This window comes from Luteimonas granuli (assembly GCF_007795095.1).
In the GTDB taxonomy this organism is placed as follows: Bacteria; Pseudomonadota; Gammaproteobacteria; order Xanthomonadales; family Xanthomonadaceae; genus Luteimonas; species Luteimonas granuli.
Genome location: NZ_CP042218.1, coordinates 997,310 through 1,013,242 on the forward strand (window position 1 = coordinate 997,310; position 15,933 = coordinate 1,013,242).

At 69.3% G+C, this 15,933-nt stretch carries 10 protein-coding genes; 4 read left to right on the forward strand and 6 right to left on the reverse strand.

Translation table 11 applies throughout. The features are described 5' to 3' along the window. Positions 1 to 59: 59 nt before the first annotated feature. Both FPZ22_RS04620 and FPZ22_RS04625 read left to right on the forward strand, forming a co-directional pair. Positions 60 to 2,861: a TonB-dependent receptor gene (locus FPZ22_RS04620; protein WP_144890842.1), complete on the forward strand. Its 2,802-nt coding sequence runs from the start codon at positions 60 to 62 to the stop codon at positions 2,859 to 2,861. A gap of 604 nt (positions 2,862 to 3,465) precedes the next feature. Continuing rightward, positions 3,466 to 4,455, forward strand: a complete 990-nt coding sequence (locus FPZ22_RS04625) for a class I SAM-dependent methyltransferase (protein WP_168198939.1) — start codon at positions 3,466 to 3,468, stop codon at positions 4,453 to 4,455. A gap of 92 nt (positions 4,456 to 4,547) precedes the next feature. Here the strand turns inward: FPZ22_RS04625 and FPZ22_RS04630 are convergent, their stop codons facing one another. Next, complete coding sequence (locus FPZ22_RS04630; RefSeq protein WP_144890846.1) at positions 4,548 to 6,320, reverse strand: phosphoenolpyruvate carboxykinase (GTP); 1,773 nt, start codon at positions 6,318 to 6,320, stop codon at positions 4,548 to 4,550. A gap of 103 nt (positions 6,321 to 6,423) precedes the next feature. Beyond that, positions 6,424 to 7,014, reverse strand: coding sequence for a TetR/AcrR family transcriptional regulator (locus tag FPZ22_RS04635; protein WP_144890847.1), 591 nt, complete (start codon positions 7,012 to 7,014; stop codon positions 6,424 to 6,426). Between the two features lie 131 nt (positions 7,015 to 7,145). On the opposite strand from FPZ22_RS04635, the gene FPZ22_RS04640 reads away from it, so the two are divergent. Continuing rightward, positions 7,146 to 9,620, forward strand: coding sequence for an acyl-CoA dehydrogenase (locus tag FPZ22_RS04640; RefSeq protein ID WP_144890849.1), 2,475 nt, complete (start codon positions 7,146 to 7,148; stop codon positions 9,618 to 9,620). A gap of 65 nt (positions 9,621 to 9,685) precedes the next feature. Here FPZ22_RS04640 and FPZ22_RS04645 read toward each other — a convergent pair whose 3' ends face one another. The 3 genes from FPZ22_RS04645 to FPZ22_RS04655 form a co-directional block, all read right to left on the reverse strand. Next, positions 9,686 to 11,056, reverse strand: a complete 1,371-nt coding sequence (locus tag FPZ22_RS04645; protein ID WP_144890851.1) for an NTP/NDP exchange transporter — start codon at positions 11,054 to 11,056, stop codon at positions 9,686 to 9,688. 104 nt (positions 11,057 to 11,160) lie between these two features. Further along, positions 11,161 to 13,047, reverse strand: a complete 1,887-nt coding sequence (locus tag FPZ22_RS04650) for a M48 family metallopeptidase (protein ID WP_144890853.1) — start codon at positions 13,045 to 13,047, stop codon at positions 11,161 to 11,163. Between the two features lie 6 nt (positions 13,048 to 13,053). Then, positions 13,054 to 13,602, reverse strand: coding sequence for a LemA family protein (locus tag FPZ22_RS04655; protein ID WP_425463036.1), 549 nt, complete (start codon positions 13,600 to 13,602; stop codon positions 13,054 to 13,056). A 136-nt stretch (positions 13,603 to 13,738) separates the two neighbouring features. On the opposite strand from FPZ22_RS04655, the gene FPZ22_RS04660 reads away from it, so the two are divergent. Continuing rightward, complete coding sequence (locus tag FPZ22_RS04660) at positions 13,739 to 15,166, forward strand: serine hydrolase domain-containing protein (protein ID WP_484177336.1); 1,428 nt, start codon at positions 13,739 to 13,741, stop codon at positions 15,164 to 15,166. 84 nt (positions 15,167 to 15,250) lie between these two features. On the opposite strand, the gene FPZ22_RS04665 is transcribed toward FPZ22_RS04660, so the two are convergent. Beyond that, positions 15,251 to 15,790: a histone gene (locus FPZ22_RS04665; RefSeq protein WP_144890857.1), complete on the reverse strand. Its 540-nt coding sequence runs from the start codon at positions 15,788 to 15,790 to the stop codon at positions 15,251 to 15,253. Between the last annotated feature and the right edge of the window lie 143 nt (positions 15,791 to 15,933).

The following is a 15,933-nucleotide window of genomic DNA, read 5'->3' on the forward strand; positions in this document are numbered from 1 at the left end:
TTGACTCCACCGGTGAGGTTCCCATGGGAATTGACCCAAGACTCACCTCGGAGAGAGAGATGACATTGAAGACCACCAAGCTCCGCGACGCGATCACCTTCGCGCTCGTCGTGGGCGCCACCGCCGTCGCCGGTACGGGCGTCGCCTTCGCCCAGGACCAGCAGGCCACCAGCGAGCGTGCCACCACGCTCGACCGCATCGAAGTCACCGGCTCCCGCATCAAGCGCGCCGACATCGAGCAGGCCCTGCCGGTCACCGTGATCGACCGCGCGCAGCTTGAAGCCAGCGGTGACGTGTCCGTTGCCGACTACCTGCGCAACACCACGTTCAACTCGTTCGGCTCCTACCAGACCACCTCCGGCAGCTCCGGCGCCGGCGCCTCCACGATCAGCATGCGCGGTCTGGGCAGCGCCCGTACCCTGATCCTGATCGACGGTCGCCGCGCCCCGACCGCGCCGATGCTCGGCCAGGGCCAGGATCTGAACTCGATCCCGATGGCCGCGGTCGAGCGGATCGAGATGCTGTCCGACGGTGCGTCGGCGGTGTACGGTTCGGACGCGCTGGGTGGCGTGGTCAACATCATCACCCGTCGCGACTATGAGGGCATGGAGTACACGGTCGGCATGGGCCGTCCTACCGAGGCCGGTGGCGACACCGAGGAGTACAGCGTCATCGGCGGCGCGAGCGGCGATCGTGCCCGCATCCTCGCCGGCGCCTCGCTGACCAACCGCGACATCATCTTCACGCGTGACCGCGACTACTGGTACAACTCCGCTACCCCGTCGGGCTCGATCTACTCCAACAACTTCTCCCTGGGCACGGGCACCGGCGTCGGCAACCGCCTGTCGCATCCGGTGTTCGGCACCGCCGTTCCCGGCCTGTGCACCAACGGCGAGTCGCTGTTCCACGCCACCAACGGACCGCTGGGCAATGGCACCGACGGCCCGGTCTGCCAGTACGACCACGCGGCCACCTCGGCCAACCTGACCTCGCAGAAGAACACCGCGGTGTTCACCCGCGGCGACGTGCAGATCAACGACGACTGGCTGGCCTACTTCGCCGCCAGCGGCACCCGCGTCGACGTCTTCGGCCGCTACGCGCCGGTTCCGTCGTCCCCGTTCCCGGGCGGCGCCATCCTCCTGAAGGCCGGCAGCCCGAACCACCCTGGCACCCTGGCTGCCAACGGCGGCCTGAACCCGCACGCGGCCGATCCGTACTACCAGTCGCTGGCCGGCCGTGACCTGTACCTGTTCCACCGCTTCGCCGCGCTGGGCCCGCGTGACACCACCGTCGAGAACACCACCCTCAGCTTCACCGGTGGCTTCGAAGGCCGCGTGGGCGCGGTGGACCTGGACTTCGGCATGCGCTACGTGCAGTCGCGCGCCGTCGACCTCGGCCGCAACTACGTGGTGGGTGGCCTGGCCCAGGCTCCGATCACCGACGGCCGCTACAACATCTACGATCCCTTCGCCGGCGATGCGACCGCCCTGGGCTTCACCGCCACCATCAGCCGCGACATGAAGACCTCCGTCAAGGAGTTCTACGGCAGCGCGGGCTTCGACCTGTTCGAGATGGGCGGCGGCACCGCCGCGATGGTGGTCGGCGCCGAGTACCGCGAAGAGTACTACCAGGACAACTACGATCCGCTGTCCGAGTCGGGCCAGATCGTGGGTTCGGCGGGCAACTCCGCCGCCGGTTCGCGCGACGTCACCGCCGCGTACGCCGAGATGCTGTTCCCGGTCCTGGACAACTTCGAGATCGGCCTGGCCGCGCGTCATGACCGCTACAGCGACTACGGCAGCGACACCTCGCCGAAGGTCTCGTTCCGCTACCAGCCGCTCGACAGCCTGACCCTGCGTGCGTCCTACGGCGAGGGCTTCCGCGCGCCGACGCTGGACATCCTGACCCAGAAGGACACCTACAGCGCCACGTTCACCAGCGACCCGGCGACCTGCCGGATGATGACCGGCAACACCAGCTGCAACATCCAGGTCAACACCTACAGCATCGCCAACCCGGCCCTGTCGTCGGAGACTTCCGAGCAGTGGACCCTGGGCGCGGTGTGGGATGCCACCGACTGGCTGAACCTCACGCTCGACTACTACAACATCACCATCAACAACTCGATCACGAGCGTCGGGCTGGGGACGGTGGTCGGCTGCCTCCGCGGCACGACCTCGATGTGTCCGACGGGCATCAGCACCTTCCCGCAGGGCACCGTGCTGCCGAACCAGCCGCTGGGCCTGGGTGCGCAGTTCGATCCCGCGACCGGCGGCATCGTGAACGCCCAGACGGGCTACGCGAACCTGGGTTGGGTTGATACGCAGGGTTACGACTTCAGCATGCGTACCAACTTCGACATGGGCGAGTGGGGCCGTCTGCGCAACCTGCTGACCGCCACCTACATGTCCGAGTACAGCAGCAACGGTGGGCAGAGCATCGTGGGTCGCCGCAGCGGCGCCACCAACGCGACCACCTACCCGCGCATCAAGGCGTCGCTGAACAACGTGTGGACGATGGGTGATTTCGACTTCACCTGGAACATCTCGTACATCCACGGCACCCAGTCCCTCGCCCATCGCGAGTGGCTCGCCCTGGTCCGTACGGACAACCGCACCGCGGCCCAGGATCGGAACCTTGCGACCTTCGCCGCCCTGCCGCAGAGTCTGCCGTCCTGGATCCTCCACGACGTCCAGGCCAGCTACAACGCCCCTTGGAATGCGACGATCACCGTCGGCGTCAACAACCTCGCCAACAAGGATCCGGTGTTCGAAGCTGCATACGGCGGCACCTCGTACGACTCGTACGTGTACAACCCGTGGGGCCGCGTGCCTTACGTCCGCTACACCCAGCGCTTCTGATCCAGGCTGGTATCCGCGACACGAAGGGAGGCCTCGAAAGAGGCCTCCCTTTTTTGGGTTCTTCTCCCGATCGTGGGGGAGGCTCCGTTCGAGTCCAGGCCGGCCGCCACGGGCGCTCCGGTGAAGTCCGGGCCGCCCTGCTCGCGACCGCTCTTGATCTTCCGTCCCGAAGCCGCAGAACGCCGGAGCCCGTCACGTGCACAGGGGGTGTGCGGACAGCCGGCCATGGATGGCCGGCGGCCGGCCGATGGGAGCAGGACGCGGAGACGGCCGGGGGAGCGCACCCCCTGTGCGCGGGACGGGCTGCGCGGACCCCAACGAGGCGACCCCAAGGCGCGACGCTGCGCCAAAAGCGCGACAACGCGCGAACTGCGCGCCCCGCCCCCCGGAGTCCGGAGAAGAACCTTTTTGGGTTCTTCCCCCGATCGAGGGTACGCTCCCATCGAGTCCGGAGATGAGCTTTTTCGTGCGAGGTGGCTTTCGCACGATGGCAAATGATCCCGCGTTGGCCGATAGTCAAGCGACGGACAGAAACACCGGGAAGCGCCTCATTGATCCTGATCATCACGAATCACCCTGTGCAGAACGCTCCGGGCGGCCGCGCATGAGCGCGGGCATCGACGCGCGCCGCGACGCATGGACGCAGTACTGGAAGGCGGGCGCGCTGCATTCGCTGGCCGGCTCCTTCGACGGCAATTATTCCGGCGCGATCCGGAGGTTCTGGGAGCAGGTTTTCGCCCCCCTGGATGCCGACGACCGGGTGCTGGACATCGGCACCGGCAATGGTGCCCTGCCCGCACTGCTGTGCGAGCTCCGCGGGGATGCCCTGCCGCAGGTGGTCGCGATCGACCTGGCATCGCCCGACCCGGCCTGGCTGGCCTCCGCGCCGGCGGCCTGCCGCGGGCGGCTCCGCTTCCACTCCGGCATCGCCGCCGAGGAGACCGGGTTCGCCGATGCCGGCTTCGACCTTGTGGTGAGCCAGTACGGGCTCGAGTACAGCGACCTCGCGCGCTCGTTGCCGGAAGTCGCGCGGATCACCACCGGCGGCGGCCGCCTGGCGCTTGTCGTGCACCACGCCGGCTCGCGGCTGGCGGGGGTGGCGCGCGCGGAGGTGCGGATGATCGACTGGCTGCGCGCGCCCGGTGGGCTGATGGAACGTGCGGCCGCGCTGTATCCCTACCTGGTGCTGGCCGCGCGCGGTGAACGCGAGCGGTTGGTCGCGGATCCGCAGGCGGGACGCACCCGCGCCGCATTCAACGAGGCGATGCGCGCACTGGGGGAACTCGCCGGACGCGAGGTGTTCCCGGACGCGCTGCTCGACGCGCGCAGTGCGATCGCGGCGCGGATCGACGCGATCATGCGGGGCCACATGGACGCAAACCAGGCGGTCGAGGCACACCGGGACCACGATCGTGCACTGGAAGGCGCGCGACTGCGCAGCCTGGAGCTGTGCGAGCACGCGCTGGACGAGACCGCTCTCGAACGGCTCCTTTCAGCGCTGGAAAATATCGGCTTCACCGGGGCCGAGGCCGCGCCCCTGCATCACGGGGAACACCTGGTCGGCTGGACCATTCGCGCCGACCGGTCGAGCTGATTCCGCCCCCGACACTCGCCGCCCCCGCGGGAGCACGCCCTGCGCCGCTCCTGGTCCGGGAGCCGGCCTTCGCCGGCCCCGGGGATGTGTCATCAGCGCCCGGCTGCGCTGACGATCGCTTCGGGTGCGCGCGGCTGGAGCTCGTCCAGGTAGCTGCGGATCGCGGCGAACTCGCTGCTCCAGCCTTCGGCATCGATCTCGAACAGCTGTTCGAAGTCGACGCCGTCGAGCCCGTCGCGGTTGATGCCGTCCGCCTCCGGAAGCAGGCCGACGGGGCTGTCGACCGCCGCGGCCTCGCCGCGGACCCGCCCGATGATCCACTCCAGCACCCGCATGTTCTCGCCGAAGCCGGGCCACAGGAACCTGCCGTCGTCGTCCTTGCGGAACCAGTTGACGTGGAAGATCGCCGGCAGCCTGGCGCCCGGCCTGTCGAACGAGAGCCAGTGCCTGAAGTAGTCGCCGAAGTGATAGCCGCAGAACGGCTTCATCGCCATCGGATCGCGCCGGACCACGCCGACGGCACCGGTGGCGGCAGCGGTGGTTTCCGACGCCATGGCGGCGCCCACCATCACCCCATGCGCCCAGTCGCGGGCCTGGAACACCAGCGGCACGAGCGAGGCGCGGCGCCCGCCGAACACGATCGCGCTGATCGGCACGCCCTGCGGATTCTCGGTGTGCGGCGAGTACGTCGGGCACTGCCGGGCGCTGACGGTGAACCGGGAGTTGGGATGCGCGGCCGGGCCGTTGGCCGGATCATAGGGACGACCCTGCCAGTCGATGGCGGGCACCCGATCGTCCAGGCCTTCCCACCACGGCTGGTTGTCGTCGGTGACGGCGACGTTGGTGAAGATGGTGTCGCGCTGGATCGACGCCAGCGCGTTCGGGTTGGACTTCTCCGAAGTCCCCGGCGCGACGCCGAAGAAGCCGGCCTCGGGATTGATCGCCCACAGGCGGCCGTCCTCGCCGGGGTGCATCCAGCAGATGTCGTCGCCGACCGTCCACACCTTCCAGCCCTTCTCGCGATAGGACTCCGGCGGGATCAGCATGGCCAGGTTGGTCTTGCCGCAGGCGCTGGGGAAGGCGGCGGCGACGTAGTGCACCTCGCCCTGCGGGTTCTCGATGCCGACGATCAGCATGTGCTCGGCCAGCCAGCCCTCATGCCGCGCCTGGTGCGAGGCGATGCGCAGCGCGTGGCACTTCTTGCCCAGCAGCGCGTTGCCGCCGTAGCCGGAGCCGTAGGACTTGATCGTCAGCTCCTCGGGGAAATGCATGATGTAACGGCGGTCCGGATCGAGTTCGCCGGTGGAATGCAGGCCGCGCACGAAGGGCTTGCCCTCGGCGCCCTCGCGCTCGATCCGCGCCAGCGCGGCCGCACCCATGCGCGTCATCAGGCGCATGTTGGCGACCACGTAGGGCGAGTCGGTGATCTCCACGCCGCAGCGCGACAGCGGAGAGTCGATCGGGCCCATGCAGTAGGGCACGACGTACAGGGTGCGGCCCTGCATGCAGCCATCGAACAGGGCGTCGATCTTCGCGTGCGCCTCGGCCGGTGCCATCCAGTGGTTGTTGGGACCGGAATCCTCGCGATCCTGGTGGCAGACGAAGGTCAGGTGCTCGACGCGGGCCACGTCGTCGGGGTGCGAACGGTGCAGGAAGCAGCCCGGATGGGTGTCCTGGTTGAGCGCGATCAGCGTGCCGTCGGCCAGCATGGCCTCCTTCAGGGCGGCGTCTTCGGCGTCGCTGCCGTCGCACCACACGATGCGGTCGGGACGGGTCAGCGCCGCGACCTCGTCCACCCACTGGCGCAGGGACGGAAGCCGGGTGCCGGGCGTCGCGTTGGCGCCCTGCTGGGGAACTGCATTCATGTCTCGCGCCTCCGGAGTGCGCTCGTTCAAGGCTGGACACGCAATTCTAGCGAGCGCGCGACCGGCCGCCGTGCTGCAGCGCGTCAATTGCCAACCGGGATATTCAGCGCGGGACCAGGGTGTCCATCAGGTGCTCGACGTATTCGTCGAATTCCTCCTGCGGCATGCGCGCCTGGTGCAACTGCAGATTGAGCTGCAGGAAGCCCACATAGGCGGCATAGGTCAGGCGCGCGCGATGCCTGGCATCGGTGCGCGCCAGGCCGGCCTGGCGGAACGATGCCGTGAGGTAGTCCAGCCGCCGCTGCGAGACGCGTCCGATCACCGGCTGCACCGCCGGATGGTCGGGCGCCTTGAGCAGGGCGCTGTAGACCACGTGCGACCTGAACTCGCGCGCCACCATCTGGAACAGCGCACGCAGGCGTTCGCCGGGATCCGGCACGGCCTCGAGCCGGCCGAACACGTCCTGTTCCTCATGCGCTTCCCAGCGCTCCAGCGCCGCCTGCAGCAGGGCGTCGCGCGAGGGGAAGTGCCAGTAGAAGCTGCCCTTGGTCACGCCCAGGCGACGCGCCAGCGGCTCGACGGCCACCGCGGCCACCCCCTGCTCGGCGATCAGGTCGAGTGCGGCCTCGGCCCAGTCTTCGGCGCTGAGCCGGCTGCGCTCACCCTTGCTGGCCTTCGCGGCTGAGGTCTTCATGCCCCGAGTGTATCCATACGCTTGGGTGCGGGACAGTATCGAGCCCTGCCACGTTGACAGCGCGTCGCTGCGCTATCCATACTGACCCGTACGGCCCGCCCGGTGCGGGCGCGGCGTCCGTGGAGACTGCCATGAGTACCGTCATCCCCTTCCTCGTCCTGCTGTCGATCGGCGCTTTCGCGGCCTATCACCGGACGCGCCTGGCCACCTGGGCGGCGATCACCGCCGCGGGCCTAGCCGCCTGCTGGCTGCTGGGCGCCGACCGCGCGGCCACCATCGTCGCGATCGGAATCGCCGCCCTGGTCGCGGTGCCGCTGCTGCTTCCCTTCATCCGCAAGCCGCTGGTCACCGCACCGCTGCTGAAGTTCTACCGGAAGATCCTGCCGCCGCTGTCGCAGACCGAGCGCATCGCGCTGGAGTCCGGCTCGGTCGGCTTCGAGGGCGAGCTGTTCTCGGGCGCGCCGGACTGGAACGTGCTGATGTCGCAGCCGAAGCCGGAGCTCACCGCCGAGGAGCAGGCCTTCCTCGATGGCCCGGTCGAAGAACTCTGCCGCATGACCGACGACTGGGACATCACCCACGTCCGCGCCGACCTGCCGCCGGAGCTGTGGCAGTTCATGAAGGACCACCGCTTCTTCGGGATGATCATCCCGAAGGAATACGGCGGCCTCGGCTTCAGCGCGCTGGCGCACCACAAGGTGATCCAGAAGCTGGCCTCGGTCTCGAGCGTGGTCAGTTCCACCGTGGGCGTGCCCAACTCGCTCGGCCCGGGCGAACTGCTGATGCACTACGGCACCCGCGCGCAGAAGGACCATTACCTGCCGCGCCTGGCCGACGGCCGTGAAGTGCCCTGCTTCGCGCTGACCGGACCGTTCGCGGGCTCGGACGCCACCTCCATCCCGGACTACGGCATCGTCTGCAAGGGCGAATGGGACGGCGCCCAGGTGCTGGGCGTCAGGCTGACCTTCGACAAGCGCTACATCACGCTCGCGCCGGTGGCCTCGCTGATCGGCCTGGCCTTCCGCATGTACGACCCGGACGGCCTGCTCGGCGACACGCGGGACATCGGCATCACCCTCGCGCTGGTGCCGCGCTCGGTCGAAGGCCTGGACGTCGGCCGCCGCCACTTCCCGCTCAACTCGCCGTTCCAGAACGGGCCGGTGCGCGGGCGCGAGGTGTTCGTGCCGCTGAGCCAGATCATCGGCGAGGAGAACGGCTTCGGAGAAGGCTGGCGCATGCTCAGCGAATGCCTGTCCATCGGGCGCTCGATCACCCTGCCCTCCACTGCCAGCGGCGGCGCGAAGATCGGTGCGGTGGCCACCGGTGCCTACGCGCGCATCCGCAAGCAGTTCGGCCTGTCGATCGGCCGCTTCGAGGGCGTCGAGGAGGCACTGGCGCGCATCGGCGGCAAGGCCTATGCGATCAGCGCGCTGTCGCAGGCCACGGCGGCCGCGGTCGACCGCGGCGACGTGCCGGCGGTGCCCTCGGCGATCGCCAAGTACCACTGCACCGAGATGGGCCGCGAGGTCGCCAAGGACGTCATGGACGTGATCGGCGGCAAGGGCATCATCCTCGGGCCGCGCAACTTCGCCGGCCGCGCCTGGCAGGCCTCGCCGATCGCGATCACGGTCGAGGGCGCCAACATCATGACCCGCAGCCTGCTGATCTTCGGCCAGGGCGCGATCCTCTGCCATCCGTGGGTGATGAAGGAGATGAAGGCGGCCCAGGACCCGGACGAACGCGCGGGCCTGGAGGCCTTCGACGATGCGCTGTTCGGCCACATCGGCTACGCGATCTCGAACGCCGTGCGCTCGGTGTGGTTCGCGCTCACCGGATCGCGCTTCGGCGCCGCACCGGGTGACGATTACACGAAGCGCTTCTTCCGCCGCCTCAACCGCCACTCCGCCAACCTCGCGCTGATGGCCGACGTGTCGATGCTGATGCTGGGCGGCAGGCTGAAGTTCAAGGAGTCGCTGTCCGGGCGCCTGGGCGACGTGCTCAGCCACCTGTACATGACCAGCGCCATGCTCAAGCGCTACCACGACGAGGGCGCCCCGGCCACGGACAGGCCGCTGCTGGCCTGGGCCTACCACGACAGCATTTATCGGATCGAGTCCGCGCTGTCGGCGGCGCTGCGCAACTTCCCGATCCGTCCGGTGGGCTGGCTGATGTGGACGCTGATCTTCCCGCTCGGCCGGCGTGCCGTGGCTCCGGGCGATCGCCTCGGCCACCGCGTGGCCGCGCTGCTGATGTCGCCGAACGAGGCCCGCGACCGGCTGGCCCGGGGCGTGTTCACCACGCCCTGCGCCAACAACCCGGCCGGCCGCATCGACAGCTACCTGGCCGCCGCCGTGGCCGCCGAACCGGTGGAGCGCAAGTTCCTCAAGGCGCTGAAGACGAAGGGCATCGAAGCGCTGGACTTCGCCAGCCAGCTCGACGAGGGCGTGCGCGAAGGCTGGATCACCGCAGAGGAGCGCACGCAGCTGGAGGAACTGCGCGCGATGACGCTCGACGCGATCAGCGTCGACGACTTCGACAGCCACGAGCTGCGCGCGGCGACGTACTACGACCGCCACCGCCCCGACGGAACACGCGAAGCGGCCTGACTCCGGGACCACACCGAGGGCGCCTTCGACGGCGCCCTCGCTTTCAGAAAGGAAAACGCGATGGCTCAGGCAGCCCTGGCGCGCGCCTCGGCCTCCACGGCCGGATCCTCCGGCAGCGTGCGCTCCGCGCGCACCACGCGCCACGCGCCGATGGCCATGCCCACGGCGATGCCGAGCCCGGCCAGGAACACCATGCTCGAACCGAAGGCCGCCAGGGCCTTGTGCACCCAGACGAACGTGAGGTCGCCGCCGCGGTAGACCGCGGTGTCGATCACGGCCTTGGCCTTGTAGCGCTCTTCGCGGTCGACGCGCGTGTACAGCGTCTCGCGCGCGGGCTTGGCCAGGGAGAACTCGCTGGCCCGGGTCACGATCTGCACCAGGGCCACCAGCATCGGCAGCGGGGAGGCCGCCAGCGCCGCGAAGCCGAGCACGATGGCCAGCGCTGGCAGCAGCAGCAGCGGCGCGATGCCATAACGCTGCAGCAGGAAGCGGGTCAGCAGCAGCTGGATGGCGATGGTCAGTCCGTTGATCGCCCAGTCGAGCGTGGAATAGAACGCGGTGCGCTGCTCGGCGGTCTCGAAGGCCGCACGCACGATCGCCGCCTGCTCGTTGTAGAGCATGGTGCCGACGCCGACTCCGAAGAACATCAGCATCGCCAGCGCACGCAAAAGCGGCCGCTGCCACACCAGACGCAGGCCGGCGAGCACCGACCCGCCCATCGCGCGGCCATCGTGGCCCGCGCCACCCTGCGCGCGTTCGCGCGCCAGCGCCCAGGGCCGCAGCTTCATGATGCAGAGCAGGCAGACGCAGAGGAACCCGGCCGACACCAGCAGCAGGTTGGCCACGCCGACCGGCTCGACCAGGAACCGGGTGATCGCGGGGCCGACCAGGGCGCCGATGGTGCCGCCGGCACCGATGTAACCGTAGACCTGCCTGGCGTGCGCGTTGTCGAACACGTCGGCCATGAAGCTCCAGAACACGGTCACCGCGAACAGGTTGAACACCGCCACCCAGATGAAGAACGTCGCGCCGCGTCCGGCGATGCCGCTGTCGAAGGCCCACCAGAAGCCGAGCAGGCAGGCGATGAAGACCAGGTACACCGCGGGCAGGAACACGCGTCGCGGGAAGCGCGAGACCAGCGCGCCGTAGAGCGGCTGCAGCAGCACCATGGCGATGAAGGTCCCGGTGAACAGCAGCTGCAGCATGAAGTCGCCGACCTCGATGCCGAAACGTTCACCCAGGGCGATCAGGCCGCGGGGAAACACCGCGGCCGCGTCCGAAGAGGCCCCCATGGCGTCGCGCACCGGGCGCAACACGTAGTAGCCGCAGAGCAGGCTGAAGAAATAAAGCATCGCCCACCACAGCGGCGGCGAGGTGCCGAGCGCGGCCCGGAGGCGCCCCAGGCGCCGGTCGGCGCCTGCCTGCTCGCTGCTCATCGAACCGCCGTCCCGTGGTTGCCGCCCATTGCTCGGGGCACGTTAGCCGATCGCCGCCCCGCGCCGCCACCTTGTGCCGGCACCGGAGCGTTCCGCACCGGCCTTCAGGCGGCTTCCAGCCCCGGCGGCAAGGGACAGTGCAACACCCCGCAGATCGTGCGCAGCAGCTCGGACTCGGCCACCGAGATGCGGCCATCGTGGCTGGCCGCGGCGGTCACCGCCTCGACCATCAGTTGCTTGGCCAGCGGTTCCAGCGCATCGAGCGCGGGCCAGACCCGGTCGAGCGCCAGCACGCCGTCGCCCGGCGGTGCATAGGGCATGTGGTCGCGCGGCAGGACCCGCTGCAGTCCGGCCAGGTAGGCGCGCTGCGCAGCGGCCGGGTCGTCGGGATTGCCGGCCTGCGCCACCACGGCCAGCAGGGTGGAGAACTCGGTGCGCACGCTGCCGGGCTTGCGTCGGCCGAACCTGGCGTGCCGGCGCGGGTCGAGAGACTCGCGCAGCTGCACCGCGAGCAGGCGCGCCAGGCAGTACTCGAACAGGGAAACGTGGCCATCGCAATGGACCACGGCGTGCACGGTGTCGAGGAAGACCTCGAGGTCCGGTCGCGGGCGCCGCCGCAGCACCGGGAAGGCGATCGCCGCCAGCGGCAGGCGCTGCATGGGGTGCAGGGCGGCCAGCTCCCCGCCCTGCAGCATGGCCGCCCCTCGGGCCACGCCGTCACCCAGGCGTGCGGTGATCTCGGCCAGCTGGCGCTCGCGGACGGCGTCATCGCGGTCCAGCAGCAGCCCCAGCACAAGCGACCGCACCGCGTCCCGCGAATGTGCCAGCGCGACCAGGGCCTCGGGCATTCGACTGACGATCGCATCCGCGCGCCGGTAGTCGTCGGCCTCCGGCGCGCCGACCTGGGCGGCGACCATGGGCGGCGTCACGTCCAGGCGCGCGTCGTGCGCCGGCAGCACGGCGCGCGGGGCGTCCAGGCCCATCATGCGGTCTTCCTCCAGCCCCGAGGGGGGCGCAAGCGCCCACTGCGAGCGCAAGCGCTCCAGTTGCTCGCCGCGGAAGCCCGGCTCCAGCGCCTGGATGCGCTCGAGGATCGGCGGATGGGTGGCGAACAGGCCGCTGAATCCGACGCCGTCGCCGAACAGCATGTGGCTCGCCTCCTCGGCGTCGGCCCTGTCGTTCAGGCGCGCGCCGTCCGGCAGACCGGCGATCTTCTTCAGGGCGCCGGCCAGCCCGGCGGTCTGGCGGGTGAACTGCACCGCCGAGGCATCGGCCAGGCGTTCGCGCGAACGGCTGACGCTGGCCTTGATCATGCGCGCGAAGAACAGGCCGATGCTGCCGACCACCAGCGCCACCAGCGCCGCCACCGTGATCCACGCGGTGTCGCGGCCGCGGCTGCCGCTGCCCAGGTACAGCACCTTGCGCCCGATCAGGCTGATCATGAGGATGCCGAACAGCACTCCGATCAGGCGGATGTTGAGCCGCATGTCGCCGTTGAGCACATGGCTGAACTCGTGCGCGATCACGCCCTGCAGCTCGTCGCGGTTGAGGCGGTCGAGCGCGCCGCGGGTCACGGCGATCGCGGCGTCGCTGGACGAGTAGCCGGCGGCGAACGCGTTGATCGCCGTTTCCTTCTCAAGCACGTACAGACCGGGCACCGGGACGCCCGAGGCGATGGCGATCTCCTCGACCACGTTGCGCAGTCGCCGCAGCGAAGGGTCGCGTGCGTCATCCGGCACCGGCGTACCGCCGAACTGCAGCGCCACCGCGTCACCGCCGCCGCGCAGCGACGCGAGCCGGTACAGCGACCCGAGCCCGATCACACACAGCGCGGCGAGGGTGGTGAAGGCGAGCAGCCGCGGATCCGGTCCCGCCACCAGGGCCACGGCCAGGTCGATGGCCAGCACGATGCCGGCCACCGCCAGGGCGAACAGGAACACCAGGCGCGAACTGCTGCGGCGTGCCCTGGCCTGCTGTTCGAAGAAGTTCATCGAACGCTAGAACTGGACCTTCGGCGCCTCGCGGACCTCGGCCTTGTCCGCCGGGATCTCAAGCAGCGCCGCGGCGTCGAAGCCGAACATGCCGGCGAGGATGTTGGACGGGAACACCTCGCGCCTGATGTTGTAGGCCATGACCGAATCGTTGTAGGCCTGGCGCGCGAAGGCGACACGGTTCTCCGTGGAAGTGAGCTCCTCGGTGAGCTGCATCATGTTCTGGTTGGCCTTGAGATCCGGGTAGGCCTCGGCGATCGCCATCAGCCGGCCGAGCGCACCGTTGAGCAGGCCCTGCGACTGCGCCAGTTCGGCCATCGCCGCCGGGTCGCCGGGGTTGCCCTTGGCCGCCGCCAGGCCCGACATCGCCGCGCTGCGGGCGGCGATCACCGCTTCCAGGGTCTCGCGCTCATGCTTCAGGTAGCCCCTTGCGGTCTCGACCAGGTTGGGGATGAGGTCGAAGCGGCGCTGCAGCTGGACATCGATCTGCGCGAAGGCGTTCTTGAACGCGTTCCGGGCCGCGACCAGGCCGTTGTAGATGCCCACGCCCCACATCAGCGCGACCGCGATGAGGGCAATGAATACGAACAGGATCAGCAGACTGGACATCAAAGCTCCCCTTGTTCATGCAATTGCGGAACCGGGCGCATATGATCACCCGGCAGTCGAGCATACGCAGGGGAAACGTCCGATGAAAGACGCCGCGCGCACTCCTCGCCGCCTCCTGATGGGCGCGGGCCTGTTCGCATGCCTCATGCCGATGGCGATCGGCACGGCCGCCCAGACCGACATGCAATGGCCGGCACCGCTGGACGCCGCGGACGAGACCGCGGCCGGCGTGCGCGACGAGGTCCCGCCGATGCTGCCTCCAGGCACCACGGCGATGCCGCTGGCCAGTGGTTTCGACGTCGCGCGCTTCGAGGCGATGGCGCAGGCGGTGGTGGCCAACCAGCGCGTGCCCGGGCTGGCCATGGCCATCGTCCACCAGGGGGAGGTTCTCAGCGCCCGCGGCTACGGCATCACCGACGTGCGCTCCGCGGAGCCCGTGGACGCGCACACCGTGTTCCGTCTCGCGTCGCTGTCGAAACCGTTCGCAGGCACGGTCACCGGTCTTCTGGTCGCGGAAGGATCGCTGCGCTGGGACAGCAACGTCGCCGACTTCATGCCGGCGCTCCGCTTCTCCGATCCCGAGGCCGCCGGCAAGCTGACCGTCGCCGACGTGCTCAGCCATCGCGTCGGCCTCGGCCGCAATACCTACGACCGCGAGATCGAAGGCAACGCCGACTACCGCAGCCTGGTGCAGAAGCTCGCCGATGCGCCGATGACCTGCGAGGTGGGCGACTGCTACAACTACCAGAACGTCGCCTTCAGCCTGGTCGGCGACGTGGTGTTCGCCGCCACCGGCCAGTTCTTCAGCGAGGCGGTCACCGGCCGGATCTTCAAGCCGCTGGGCATGGATGACGCCAGCTACGGACTGGAAGGCATACAGGCCAGCCCGCGATGGGCGAAGCCGCATGTGCGCGCCGGCGGCGGCTGGCGCTCGCTCACTCCCAAGCCCACCTATTACCGCGTGGCCCCGGCGGCCGGCGTCAACGCCAGCATCAGCGACATGGCGCAGTGGCTGATCGCCCAATCCGGCCGCCGTCCCGACGTGCTGCCCCAGCCCCTGCTGGCCACGCTGCAGCAGCCGCTGGTGGCGACCCCCCGGGAGATGCGCACCTCGTCCTGGAGGCGCGAGCGCCTGAACGATGCCGGCTATGCGCTGGGCTGGCGCGTCTATGAGTATGCGGGCCACCGCGTGGTCTTCCACGGCGGCGCGGTCCAGGGCTATCGCGGCCTCATGGCGCTGATGCCCGAGCGCGACCTCGGCGTGGTGCTGCTGTGGAACGGCGAGACCAGCGTGCCGACCGGCCTGCTCCCGACCATTCTCGACAGCGCGATCGGCCTCACCCCGCAGGCCTGGCTCGACGTCGACCTCGAGGACGTGGACGAGCTGATGCTCGCCAACGCCCCGACCGATGGCGTCGCACCAGACCAGTCTTCAGGTTCCGCTGCGACAACGGGAGCCGACGCGGTCGGCGGCGGCAGCTCCGCCGCATCCATCGCCGGGCCGCACTGACCGGCCACCGCTCGTCACACATGAAAAACCCCTCCCCCGCCTGGGCTGCGGGAGAGGGGTCGGATCTACGGCAATCGGGGTTGCTTACATCAGCGGCGCGGGCGCGGCCGGGATGGAGACGACCGGCGCCTTGGCCTTGCGGGGAGCGCGCTTCTTCGCCGCCTTCTTGGTGGCGGTCTTCTTCGTGGCGGTCTTCTTGGCGGCGGTCTTCTTGGCGACGGTCTTCTTGGTCGCCTTCTTGGCGGTCTTCTTCGCCGCCTTCTTCGCCGGAGCCTTCTTCACCGCCTTCTTCGCGGTCTTCTTGGCGGTGGCCTTCTTGGCCGCGGCCTTCTTGGCGGGGCGCTTCTTGGCGACCTTCTTCGTCGCCTTCTTCGCGGTCTTCTTCGCCCCGGCCTTCTTCACCGCCTTCTTGGTGGTCTTCTTCGCGGTCTTCTTCGCGGCCTTCTTCACCGCCTTCTTCACTGCCGCCTTCTTCGCGACCTTCCTGGTGGCCTTCTTGGCAGCCTTCTTGGCGACCTTCTTCTTGGCGACCTTGCGCGGTGCCGCCTTGCGCACGGCCTTCTTGGCTGTCTTCTTCGCCGCCTTCTTGGCAGGCTTCTTTTTCGCGACTTTCTTCGTGGCCATGTGATGGCTCTCCTCGTCAGTGGGACTTGCAGGTACTACTGCCCAGTAGGAAACCCGCCGCGGGTATCGGACCCGCGACCAACCGACGACGCGCTGGGCGCGCCGTACCGGATCCTGTCTCCGGGCGATCCCTGCCCGTCACC